Here is a 12,358-nt window from a genome sequence, read left to right on the forward strand (position 1 = left end):
TACGCGGACTATATAGCAGGTTTCAATCCCACACTGGTCCGATTAAAACAGGCGAGTTACCGGCCGGACCGGCTAACTTCGAGATGTTTCAATCCCACACTGGTCCGATTAAAACCTCCTCGCCCGTCTCAACGCGTTCCTTCCCGAGCACGTTTCAATCCCACACTGGTCCGATTAAAACCCAATTGATGACGATGACGATGATGTAGTCGGACGCGTTTCAATCCCACACTGGTCCGATTAAAACTACGTCCAGGGCTGCGGTTTTACGCGTATCGAAACGAGTTTCAATCCCACACTGGTCCGATTAAAACCGTCCAGGGCTGCGGTTTTACGCGTATCGAAACGAGTTTCAATCCCACACTGGTCCGATTAAAACTTGCGTCTGACGAGAGCGTTCCCGTGCGCCTTGACGTGTTTCAATCCCACACTGGTCCGATTAAAACCATGTTTCGCGCCTACTTGCCCCCGACCGATAAAGTCGTTTCAATCCCACACTGGTCCGATTAAAACTTCATCCACCTGCAGTGGCGGGTGGACGCCGGCGAGGTTTCAATCCCACACTGGTCCGATTAAAACATGTTGGTTAGGAGCGCCTATTAGGCGCTCGAGTCCGAGTTTCAATCCCACACTGGTCCGATTAAAACTCGGCCAGACGGTATGCGGTCTGAGAGCGCCCTGACTGTTTCAATCCCACACTGGTCCGATTAAAACCCCCCTAGGATTTCTGCAAAAAACACTGATATTTCAATCAACTCCAAGAATATTTTGCCGTCGAACATCGGTAAATGTCAATCCCTAGCTTAGTGACGGCAAGTGGCAATGTTTATCAAAAAACAAGTCGGTTTAGGGGTAGAGTTCTCGCAATCTTAATCGACACATTTTTAGGTTTAAGTGTGATGTTTGCCATATGGCTATAACCAGTCCGCGCGATCATCGGCTAGACCTCTGCTAATCTCCAGCAGAATGTTTGCCCTATGGCTATATGCCAGTCCGCCGCAGATGCAGCAGCAGTCTCAACAGCCGGACCAGATATTTGCCCTACGGCTATATGGCTAGCTCTTCGAAATCTTAAATGCATTTAGGGCTGCCGTCTTCCTAGCAGCGTGATCAACTCATCGTACAGTGCCCGATCTTAATCGATGCATTTAGGGCTACCGTCCCACCCAAACTTGTACGACAGCGCGAGCCCTCAACCACCTCGCCAGTGAACAGATCCAGCTACCGTCCCATCCACACTTGTACGACAGCCGTAAGCGGGTATCAAAGATTTTCCAGCTTCGTGGGCTGCCGTCCCACCCGCACTTGTACGATAGCATTGGGCGAGTGCCCGTCGCTAATAGCAACTACCGCCTCGCACTACCCACACTTGTACGCCAGCATCCGCATAATCGATGAATTTAGTGGTGTTGGTGAAAAAGAGGGGCGCGGAGCGGCTGGACCAACACGCGAAACTTGACGATGAAAGGTCGGGTGTTAGTAAAAAAGGGTTGCGCGGGGCGAGGCGAACCAGGCGCGCTTCGGAAGCGTTCTGAGCGCTTTCGAAAGCGTCACGCGTTGCGCGGAGTGGGGTGAACTAAGCGCGCTCGGTGCCGAAGCTCGTGGCGGTGGCCGCACAGCTTTGGTCTCCCTGTGGCCGTCCACAAAGCGTGTGACTGGCCCACATGAAGCCACCCTTGTCGAAGGGCTTTGAACGGACTGCGCACTAGTGCGAACAGCTTTGTCGCCACATGAAGCACCGTTGTCGAAGGACCGGCCTGCCGGCCGAAGAGCGTGACGCGAAACCATGGCTTTGTCGCCACATGAAGCATCGTTGTCGAAAGACATTCGCTTCGACCCTCGCCAGCAAGTGGCCATCGCGGCTAGTTGGAGGCGAAGCCGATCAGAGCGATCCGCTTGATGAAGCTTTGGCCCATCAAAAGGGTCCAGATGATCGCTCTTCACAGAAAGAGCTAGAAGACACTCCCAACCCGAGATGACCGCCCCCTTCCGCCGCGCTGGCGCTCTTCGCTTGGCTGTAGGACGCTCGCTGATAGATAGTGCGCCGCCCGCGCGCCATGTCGAGAGGTCGCTTGTTTCATGCACGTTGGTTGCATCGCGATCTTACTTAGGTGCTATTTATGAAACTGCCTCTCGAGTGTTAATCGGACCAGCGTGGGATCGAAACGCGGGCGCCTTCGCCTCATGCGGCGAAAACGCCCGCGCTTTAATCGGACCAGTTGCTTTCTCCTTTAACTTGTGGAACTAAGGGGGCCGTGGGGGGCCCCCGTGTTGAATTTGAATTCTTTTTCATTTTGTTTTTTTTCCTTTCTTTTGTCATGGGTTTAATCGGACCAGCGTGGGATTGAAACGGCGCATGCCGACCTCCGCCAATCCGTGCATCCCACGTTTTAATCGGACCAAAGTGGGATTGAAACTTTGCACGCGGCGCGTCGGTTTGGCCGGTGCGTCTGGTTTTAATCGGACCAGTGTGAGATTGAAACACCGTGGAACCCCGCCGGGTCGAGCGGACCCGCCCTGTTTTAAACGGACCGGTGTGGGATTGAAACCCGCAAAACTTCAACAAGCTAGGCGTGGTCGCTTGCGCCTTAATCGGACCAGGGTGGGACTCGAGGACAACCAGTACACGCTCGGGCGCTTCTCAAGATCCTCCCTTATCTTTTGTTTGGCAGCACTCGAGGACAACCAGTACGCGCTCGTGCGATTGTCTAGCTTTAATCGGACCAGTGTGGGATTGAAAAACTGGATCGTAGTTTCATCACGCAATTTTCTTAAGTCGTTTTAATCGGACCAAAGGGGGATTGAACCCTGGGGGAGCGGTTAAGGGGGTAACTGGTTTTAATCGGACTCAGGTCTGGAACCAAAGCGAACTAAAAAGCTCTCATGTAGGGAGTTTAACTGGTTTAATCAGACTGCTGTACAGCGTCACACATCGGCGACGTCGAGCTCGTGGTGCCATGTTTAGCTGGTTTAATCAGACTGCCGTACGGACTTTAGCACGCCATCGCGGCATCGTGTAGGGAGCTGGTTTTAATAGGACCAGCTGGGGAAGTAGTAAATTGTGTTCTCTGTCTTGTATTAGGCCCATAACGCGCGCATTTTGCGTAGCCGAGTGTCATTCAGCGTTCTAGAAACTTAGACCAGCGACCGCGGTCAAAGTCATGCCAATCAATAAAGCCTCAAGGTTTCGGGGAACAATGGGAAGCGCAGCCGCTTACTGATTGAAAGACACCGACTTCGATTAACTTCTCGCGCGCCGCATCGACGATAGCGCAGTCGCTTACTGGGAGAAAATCGCGCCCAGGCTCAAGGCGTGATGGATGATTACATGTGGTTAAGGGTCAATAGCCGCTGCCAAAAACGGGCCCAAGCTCAAGACGTGATGGATGATTACGCCATCGGTGCTTGACTCTACTTCCGTTATGTTGTATGTCATACGAACCTCGTCGACTGCCGTTCGCTTCGCCGCAGGGAAGCGCAGTCAATCCGCGCGATTCATGATAAGCGCTCTCCGTGAACGGATGGATTATGGACCATCCGGGAAATCGCGAGCAGAAAGCCCGCCAAATTAACGCCTCGTCATGAACCAGCAACAGGAGGTAACAAAAGATGGCAAGTCAAAAGCCTCAGACCTCGATCGAAGAAGCTTTGATGCATGAACTGCGCTTTGGCGGTATCGACAAGGAGAACCTCAAAGAGTTGGTCTCGATAGTTGCCACGCTTCATCGCGCTGGTTTGAAGAGGATCAAAGCCTTTCCGCGCGGCATCCCCGCGGTGGATGGCTTGCGGGTTTCCGGTATTCTCGAGGCGAGCGAAGTGGGTAGGTTCTTTAGCGATGTCGTGTTGAAGACACCTCGCTTGGGCGGGATAGTCGTCTTCCCGTACGGCATCCCGTGGCCGGAGATCTTTCGCGTCAATCTCGATCTCGGCGCCTCGACGGTGCCAACGACGGAACTCACCTCGCCTTAGGCTAACGTCTATCAGACTTGAGCGGTCTCGGGGAAAGATCAAGGGCTATGGAAGAGCTGAGTTCGAGGAGTCCTTCTGGCGGGGTTAGAGGCCCTGCCAGAAGGACGATCGTCCAGATCCATCCTTCGCTCAAGTGCAATCTCTCTTGCGCGCACTGTTATTCCGATTCTGCCCCAACGGCGCGCGTTGAGCTCGAGCCGGAGATCGTTTGTCAATTCATCTCGGATGCGGCCTCCATGGGCTATGAAGTTGTCTCGATTTCGGGCGGCGAGCCTTTGATCTACGACGGACTCGAGATCATTCTCGCGCATGCCAAATCGCTCGGTTTGCAGACGACGGTCACGACGAACGGTTTCTTCAATGACCGAAGGCGTTTGGAAAGATTACGCGACAAGCTCGATGCGCTCGCCATCAGTCTCGATGGCCCGCCTGAAGTTCACAACCGAATACGCCGTTCAGCGCGAGCGTTCGAAAGACTCGTAAGCGGATTGGGCGATTTGCGGGCGATTGGGATTCAATTCGGCTTCATTCATACACTCACGCGCGAGAACTGGGAACATCTCCCTTGGGTAGCGGAATTCGCCGCTGAGAACGGCGCCCGTTTGCTGCAAATTCATCCGTTAGAGTTAGCTGGTCGCGCTACTGAGATGATGCGAGGCGAATCGCTGACGGAAGAGTTGTTAGCGAGAGCTTATGTCATCGCTTTTCTGCTCGCGGACAAATACGCTGAGACTATGGCCGTGCAGATCGATCTGCTCTACCGCGAACACTTACGTGAAGAGCCGGAACTAGTTTACGCCGGGACGCCCCCTGAAGAAGCGACCGATCTATCTCCGGCGCAGCTCCTCAGCCTGATCGTGCTCGAATCGGACGGGGCTGTTGTGCCTGTGTCATACGGTTTCTCGCGGCGATATCAGATATGCAACGTGCGCGACGAGAGGTTGATTGACGCTTGGGGCGAGTTCTTGACGCGCCGCTATGTTGCCTTCAGCGAACTGTGTCGTCGAGTGTGGGAGGAGTTGTGCCTGCCTGAAGCTCCGCTCCTTAGCAATTGGCACGAAATGATCGTCGCGCGAAGTCACGAGAGGGCTTACGCGAGTTGAGGGGCTCCGCTGATCTGTCCGGCGACATTGCGCTACCTTCAGTCAAACGGTTTTGCAGCCTAAAGGCACAGCCCTCGGGAGGAAAGATCGCCGCTTCCGCTCTTTTCGACAAACGGTTTTGCAGCCTAAAGGCACAGCCCCCTCAAGCCGCTTGTCAGCAGCGCCCCGTATCAGTTACTATTTAAAAATGTGTGAAAGAGAGTTGCGGCGGCTATAGTTCAGTTGGTTAGAACGCTTGACTGTGGATCAAGAGGTCGCGGGTTCGAGTCCCGCTAGCCGCCCCAATCGCTTAATCGATCGCCGTATTGATTGCCGCACAACAGCTATCTACTCTTCAAGCTAGGATCTACTCTTCAAGCTGGCGAGCGGAAGCCAACCTCCGTTAGGCTTCATCAGTTGATGCCTATCCGTGCGCCTAATTCTCGAAATCAGCCAGGCCCTTTCCGCGGTTGAGGATGTAGACTCCGAATCGTTCATCGCTCCGACTCAGGCGGTAGAACTCTTCGACCAAGTAACCTGCCGCAAGCGCTTCCTTAAAAGCCCATCGCGTCACGGCGCGCCACTCGGCGGCGTTCCGTTCGGGACGCTATGCATCTTGTGTCGCATTGCATGTGGATGTAATGCCGCCTCGGTAAGCGATGATGATGTCGAATTGCATGCGGAGGGAATGTCGCTCGGTAAATGATGATGCCGATGTGATGATGATGTCGAATTGCATGTGGAGGGAATGTCGCTCGGTAGCTATCGATAGACTTGGTCGCTCTGGGTTGTTGTGGAGTAGATTTTCGGCGGACTAGCCTGGTATCTGTAAAGCTATAAAATTGGCGCCCCTGGCAGGACTCGAACCTGCGACCCTCTGCTTAGAAGGCAGATGCTCTATCCGGCTGAGCTACAGGGGCTTTGATTGAGTATCGCCTGCTAAGCGAAACGTAACACATTCTAACATGTCGGGTCTGCGTTGATCTAGGTGAGGTGGATGAATGTGCGAGGGGATTAAGCGATCCGACCGAAGCGCAGAGCTTGCTTTGGCGTTCATCTCACCGAGTGAGATTCGAGTGGATGGACACGCGCCGTCGAGCGGATTCAATGCGCACGCGGCTGAAGCGATGATTTCCACACGCTCCCGCGCGGTATTCAACTCGCAGTCGAGGTTGATTCAATGCGCACGCGGCTGAAACGGTCCGCGTTGCTGCCAGAGCCGCGAGGGCGGCCCGCCTCGGCTGACCGCTAAGAGCTTAGAGGGAAATATGTTTATCATTGGGGCATGAGCACGGATAAGATGAAGCTGGCGCGCGGGCGTAGGGCGCGATGGGCAGTTCTGATCATCGCAACGGCGATCGCGCTTTACGTTTGCTGGTTAATGCTGCAACCTCTTCTGAACGTCTTAGTGTGGGCGATCGTTCTGGTCATACTCTTTCATCCGTTGCATCGGCGAATAGTGTTGCTGACGCGGAGCTCGCACCTAGGCGCTTTGCTCTCGTGTCTGTTGGTCGTCATCACGATCCTTGCGCCGCTGACTCTTGTCACCTTCGCCGTCTTCAATGAGTTGTCTGGGGCGGCGAAGATGCTGCAGGCCAATGCCGCGACGCTGCTCGATCCCGAGTCGCCTTTCATGGGACCGCTTTGGCGATGGTTGGGCCGGTTCGTCGATGTCGAGAGTTTACGCGCCGGTTGGCTTTCCGCCGAGCGCATCCAAGCGGCGGTTCAAACTGCGGCTGGTGCGATTGCCGGGCGCACCCTTGGGGTGCTCGGCGGAGCGTTCGGCATCGTGATCGACACGTTCTTCATCATCTTCACGATGTACTATCTGTTTCGCGACGGCGAACGCATCCTACGTGCTTTGCGTGATTTCCTGCCGCTCGATCGCGCGCAAGTGGATACCGTCTTCACGCGCGCGCGTGAAGTGATCAACGCGAGTCTCTATGGCGTATTGGTGATCGGCATCATCCAAGGCGCTTTGGGCGGACTAGCTTTCTGGGCGCTCGGGCTCCCTTCGGCGATCGTCTGGGCGGTGGTGATGGCGATCCTTTCGATGATTCCGATGGCCGGAGCCTTCATCGTTTGGGTGCCAGCGGCGCTCTTCCTCGCTGCGACGGGGCATTGGGCGAAGGCCATCATGCTCACCGCTTGGGGGGCGCTGGTCATCGGGACGGTGGACAACTTCCTTCGCCCGAAGTTGGTTGGCGAAAAGACGCGCTTGCACGAGTTGTTCATCTTCTTTTCGGTGCTCGGCGGGCTGAACCTTTTTGGCGTATTGGGGCTCGTGTTGGGACCGGTCATCTTGGCGATCACGCTCGCGCTTCTCGATATCGTTCGCGAGATCGAATCCGGGGCTGAGGCTGATCATTAAAGATCGCATCGCCGAACCAAACAAAACAGAAAAGCACAGACTCTTAAGCTGAGGCTGATCATTAAAGATCGCATCGTGAGGGGCGGGTGATCATGATGCGATACTGGTCCGATAGTAAAAATGCCGATGAGTGAAAGAAAAGATCGTGTGGAGAGCATCGAGGATGGAAGCGACGAGAACCCTTGGCGACGGATCTCCTCGCGCTTGATTTACGATAATCCGTGGATCCGCGTGCGCGAAGACAGCGTCATCCGTCCCGATGGCATGCCGGGAATCTACGGCGTCGTGCACTACAAGAACATCGCCGTCGGCGTGCTTCCGATCGAAGGCGATGACGTATATCTTGTCGGTCAATATCGCTACACGCTCGAACGCTATTCGTGGGAGATACCGGAGGGCGGTTGCCCGTTCGGTGAAGATCCGCTCGTGGCGGCGCAACGAGAGTTAAAGGAGGAGACGGGGCTGAGCGCGCGCCATTGGCGTCGGATGGGAGCGGCGTATCTTTCGAATTCCGTTTCCGATGAATATGCCATCTGGTTCTTAGCGACTGGATTGACTCAAGGCGTAAGCCAGCCTGAAGGGACGGAGCGGCTGCGTGTGCGGCGCGTGCCGTTCGCTGAGGCTCTGCGGATGGCGCTCGCTGGAGAGATCACCGACGCGCTCAGCTTGTTGGCCATCATGCAATACCAGCTAGAGCGAGCGCGGCTTTGAAAAGCTCAACGGCACGCCCTTTTACGCGGCCGTCATAAAGCGACCTTCATCGGCACCGCATATTTTAGCGATCACGGGCCAGCGTGATCAGACTCTTCGTTGATGGGAGCGGCGAGGCGTTAAACGCTTCGCCGGTCGTGTGCCGCTTTCTTCGCCCCGCCCCGATTCCGCGCCTCATCTATGAATCAGAGTTCGTCATCGCGATTTTGGCGCGAGCAGCGCCGCCGTCTATCCGCGCTTCATCTGTGGGGCAGAGCCATTGGCGATCATCCTATGTCGAGATCGCTACTCTCTATCCGCGCTTCATCTGTAGATCAGAGCCCGTTCGCGCGCGCGAAGGAACTTTTCCAACTCCTCTTGCCAAGAGCTTTCGATCGCTTCGGGCGCTTCGCCGCGTTTGAGGCGCGCGAGCGTCTCTTCATTGGCGAGCAAGCGCACATAATCGTCAACTCTCCATTCTTGCGGGTAGAGTTTGTGCAAAGCGGCGGCGATCTCTATGCCTGTGCGCACGGGGCGAAAACGCTGGCGATCGGTGATGACGATGTTGACGCCGCCGCACTCTTCGCCTTTGAAGACGGAAGCGCGCGGCGTAAAGCGCACGGGGACGAAACGGACGCCGGGTATCTCGCGTTCGTTCAAATAAGCGGCGAGGCGTTGCCCATCGAGCCACGGCGCGCCGATGAGTTCAAAGGGCGTGTCTGTGCCGCGCCCGACCGAAAGGTTAGTCGTCTCGAGAAGCCCGATGCCCGGATAGAGCGTCGCTTCCGTCAAGCTGCGCATGTTGGGCGATGGGTTGATCCACGTGAGGTTCGTCTGATCGAACCACATCGCGCGCCGCCAGCCACGCATCTCGATGACGTGAAGCTCGCAGCCTATCTTGCGCTCTTCATTGAAGAGGCGGGCCAGTTCGCCGACCGTCATGCCGTGGCGCACGGGGATCGTGTGATAAGCGGTGAAAGAGAGCTTGTCGGCATCGGCCAGCGGCCCTTCGACATCAAGGCCATTTATCGGATTGGGCCGGTCCAGCACGTAAACGGGGATGCGCGCTTTGGCCGCTTCCTCCATCACGTAGCCGAGCGTCGAGATGTATGTGTAGAAGCGCGCGCCGATGTCTTGAATGTCGAAGACGAGCGCGTCAAGGTCGCGCAGTTGCTCCGGCTTCGGGCGGCGCGTGTCGCCGTAGAGCGAGTAGATCGGCAGTCCCGTCTTCTCATCGCGCGAGTCCGGCACCTTTTCATCGAGCGCGCCGCGAATGCCGTGTTCCGGCGAGAAGAGGGCCACGAGTTTCACGCCAGGCGCACGCGCCAGCAGATCGATCGTCGGCACACCCCGACGGTTGCGCCCCGTGTGATTGGTGACGAGTCCGACGCGTTTGCCGACGAGCGGCTTGAAGCCGTCGCGTTCGAGCACATCTATTCCGGTCAGCACCTCAGCGTTATGGGCCTCTTCCGCGTCACCGATGCGCGCTCTCGCTTGCGCGCTCGCCATCCGCGGCAGCGTCGCCGACAATTCGGCGGCGAAACGTGCGCTCTCTTCGCGCGCTCGTTCAACCGGCAGGTCCGTAATCGAAGCGGCGACGATCGAAGCGACACGGCCCCGTAAGGGAGTCACATCGCCTTTGCCGTCCGGATGAACGCGGTTGCTCAAGAAGATGACGAACGTTTCGCTCGCCGGATCGATCCAGATCGAGGTCCCCGTAAAGCCCGTATGTCCGAATGAACCGAGAGGGAAGAGATCGCCGCGATTGGACGAATAAGCGGTCGCCATATCCCATCCGAGTCCGCGCGCCGCTCCTTCGGCATTGACGGCCCGCGGGCGCGTCATCGCGGCGACGCTCAACGGGCTCAAGATGCGTCGGCCAGCGTATTCGCCGCCGTTCAAGATCATCTGGCAATAGATGGCCAGATCGTCCGCCGTGGAGAAGAGTCCGGCGTGACCGGCGACGCCGCCCATGCGATGAGCGGTCGGGTCGTGCACTTCACCGCGCAAGACCCTTTCAGCTTCGGCGCCAGCGTCTTCGGGATGGCCGCCGAGATAACTCATCTGGCCACGACGGGTTTCGGTCGGCGCGATGCGCGCAAGAAGGCTGGCGGGCGGACGGAACATCGTCTCGCGCATGCCGAGCGGCTCAAAGATGTTGCGGCGTGCGAACTCATCGAGCGGCAGACCGCTCGCGCGCCGGACCACCTCGCCGAGCGCGATGTAGCCGATGTCGCTATAGACGAAGCGCGTTCCCGGCTGATAGCGCAGCGGCTCTTCGATGAGCCGGCGAATGGCCTCGTCGTAGCCGGTCCACCGTTTGCCGAGATCGAAGTCGGGCGCATAGCCTGCGGTGTGCGTCAACAGTTGCTCGATGGTGATACGTTCGCGCCCGCCGCCTTTGATCTCCGGGATGTAGCGCGAGAGCGGATCGCTCAAACGCACCTGCCCGCGTTCGACCAAGATCATGATGCTCGTCGCAGTGGCGACGACCTTGGTCAAACTCGCCAGATCGAAGATCGTGTCAACGGTCATCGGCTCGCGTTGCGGGACCACGGCTCTCGATCCGTAAGCTTTGCGCCAGACGACGCGCCCGCGCCGCGCGACGAGCACGACCGCCCCGGGAAGCCTTCTCTGCGCGATCTCTTGTTCCACGGCGCGATCTATCTCCGCGAGACGCTCGGCTGAGATGCCGACGGCGGCGGGTGAAGCGGTCGGCAGTTTGTCGGCGACCGCTCGTTGCGCGAAGAGTAGAAGCAGGAGCAGCGCTATGCCGCGCGCATCACATTGACGACGGAAGCTCATCATGATCTTGACCTCACTTGGCGAATCTTACCGGCTGAAAAATCGCGCAAGTTACGCTTCATGCCGTCGAGCCGGAGTATAAGCGGCGCTTTGTCGTGCATAAATCGCTTTACGGCTTCGCTCGCCTCGAACTCGGGAGAGCTAAAGGCGCGCGACGTTTCGCCGCCCCCGAGCGGGCGAAAAAATAGCGCGAAATTGCGCGATAAATCGCCCGGTCGAGCGGGCGAAGAGCGAAGGCTATTGTCACCGCTGGCGACTCTTGCTACTCTTTTGAGTTTCAAAAACTCGAACCCAACTCTAGAAGAGAAGGATTGAAGATGAAAGTAAAACGCATTGGTGTTCTGACCGGCGGCGGAGACGCGCCGGGGCTCAATCCAGCGATCAAGGGGTTGGTCTATCGCGCCAGCGATCATGGCATCTCGGTCATCGGCCTGTATGATGGCTGGCGCAGCCTGCTCGATCCGCCGCTCGAGACGTGGCCGCTCGATCGCGAGACGGTGCGGCGTTGGGATCGCGATGGTGGAACCAACTTGGGTTCTTCGCGCACCAATCCCTTCAAAGCGCCGAACGAGGCGGGCGAGCGCGTGGATCGTTCCGACGAAGTGATCAAAAACATGGAGAAGCTCGGCCTCGATGCGCTCGTCGCGTGTGGCGGCGAAGACACGCTCGGCGTGGCGGCGCGCTTGACGCAGAAGGGCGTGCCCGTGGTCGGCGTGCCCAAAACGATTGACAAAGATCTCGCCGGCACGGATTACACGCTCGGTTTCGACACCGCTCTGCGCAACGTGACGGAGATCATCGAATGGTCGCGCAATCCCGCCGGTTCGCACGGTTGGGTGCAGGTGATCGAAGTGATGGGGCGGCATGCCGGGCACTTGGCCTTCTGGTCCGGCGTCGCCGGTCAAGCCGATTTGATCCTCATTCCCGAACATCCGTTCAGTTATGCCAAAGTCTTCGCGCTTTTGCGCGAGCGGATGGGCGATCCGAACCGTCTGACGCGCGATCCGCGACGCCCGCGCTATTCGGTCATCGTCGTCGCCGAGGGCGCGTATGCCGAAGACGGTCAGATCGTCACGCTCGATGATCGCCAAGACGCCTTCGGCCATGCGCGTTTGGGCGGCATCGGCGAAATCCTCGCGCGCAAGATACGCGAAGAGACGCCCTATGATGCGCGCTCGGCGGCCATCGGCCATCCACAACGCGGCGGGCATCCGAGCCCGATCGATCGAATCATGGGACTATCCTTCGGGGCGCGGGCCGCAGATGCCATCGCTGCCGGAGATTTCGGCAAGATGGTTTCGGCGCGCGGCATCGCCCCATCGTTCGAACTGTCGCTCGTCGATCTTGGGATCGTCGTCGGCAATCTCAACACGCTCGACGTCGCGCGTTACTACGATACCGAGCGTTATCACGCGAAAAACCTCGGCATGTGACGTTCGAC

The 12,358-nt window shown here is 57.5% G+C and carries 6 protein-coding genes, 2 tRNA genes and 1 CRISPR repeat array; of the genes, 6 read left to right on the top strand and 2 right to left on the bottom strand.

Translation table 11 applies throughout. From position 1 onward, the window contains the following. Window positions 1-19 precede the first annotated feature (19 nt). Window positions 20-714: direct repeats of the CRISPR family, unit length 30 nt; unit sequence GTTTCAATCCCACACTGGTCCGATTAAAAC. 2,895 nt (window positions 715-3,609) lie between these two features. From PYK22_RS07150 to PYK22_RS07160, 3 genes are all read left to right on the top strand, one after another. Then, window positions 3,610-3,969: a hypothetical protein gene (locus PYK22_RS07150; RefSeq protein ID WP_041975744.1), complete on the top strand. Its 360-nt coding sequence runs from the start codon at window positions 3,610-3,612 to the stop codon at window positions 3,967-3,969. A 47-nt stretch (window positions 3,970-4,016) separates the two neighbouring features. Beyond that, window positions 4,017-5,072: a radical SAM protein gene (locus PYK22_RS07155; protein WP_041975745.1), complete on the top strand. Its 1,056-nt coding sequence runs from the start codon at window positions 4,017-4,019 to the stop codon at window positions 5,070-5,072. A 207-nt stretch (window positions 5,073-5,279) separates the two neighbouring features. Next, window positions 5,280-5,356 (top strand) — tRNA-His (locus PYK22_RS07160). 538 nt (window positions 5,357-5,894) lie between these two features. On the opposite strand, the gene PYK22_RS07165 is transcribed toward PYK22_RS07160, so the two are convergent. Next, window positions 5,895-5,971 (bottom strand) — tRNA-Arg (locus PYK22_RS07165). A gap of 380 nt (window positions 5,972-6,351) precedes the next feature. Here PYK22_RS07165 and PYK22_RS07170 point away from each other — a divergent pair. Both PYK22_RS07170 and PYK22_RS07175 read left to right on the top strand, forming a co-directional pair. Next, the gene (locus PYK22_RS07170) at window positions 6,352-7,422 is read left to right on the top strand and encodes an AI-2E family transporter (protein WP_157770735.1); all 1,071 of its coding nucleotides are present in this window, start codon (window positions 6,352-6,354) and stop codon (window positions 7,420-7,422) included. A 126-nt stretch (window positions 7,423-7,548) separates the two neighbouring features. Continuing rightward, the gene (locus PYK22_RS07175) at window positions 7,549-8,133 is read left to right on the top strand and encodes an NUDIX domain-containing protein (protein WP_041976035.1); all 585 of its coding nucleotides are present in this window, start codon (window positions 7,549-7,551) and stop codon (window positions 8,131-8,133) included. A 303-nt stretch (window positions 8,134-8,436) separates the two neighbouring features. Here PYK22_RS07175 and PYK22_RS07180 read toward each other — a convergent pair whose 3' ends face one another. Continuing rightward, window positions 8,437-10,917 (bottom strand): exo-beta-N-acetylmuramidase NamZ domain-containing protein, encoded by a 2,481-nt coding sequence (locus PYK22_RS07180; protein ID WP_099606179.1) that lies wholly within the window; start codon window positions 10,915-10,917, stop codon window positions 8,437-8,439. A 317-nt stretch (window positions 10,918-11,234) separates the two neighbouring features. On the opposite strand from PYK22_RS07180, the gene PYK22_RS07185 reads away from it, so the two are divergent. After that, entirely contained in the window at window positions 11,235-12,350 is a 1,116-nt protein-coding gene (locus PYK22_RS07185; protein ID WP_041975749.1) for a 6-phosphofructokinase, read from the top strand. The last annotated feature ends 8 nt before the right edge of the window (window positions 12,351-12,358 follow it).

Origin of the sequence: Pyrinomonas methylaliphatogenes (assembly GCF_000820845.2) — a bacterium.
Classification (GTDB): Bacteria; Acidobacteriota; Blastocatellia; order Pyrinomonadales; family Pyrinomonadaceae; genus Pyrinomonas; species Pyrinomonas methylaliphatogenes.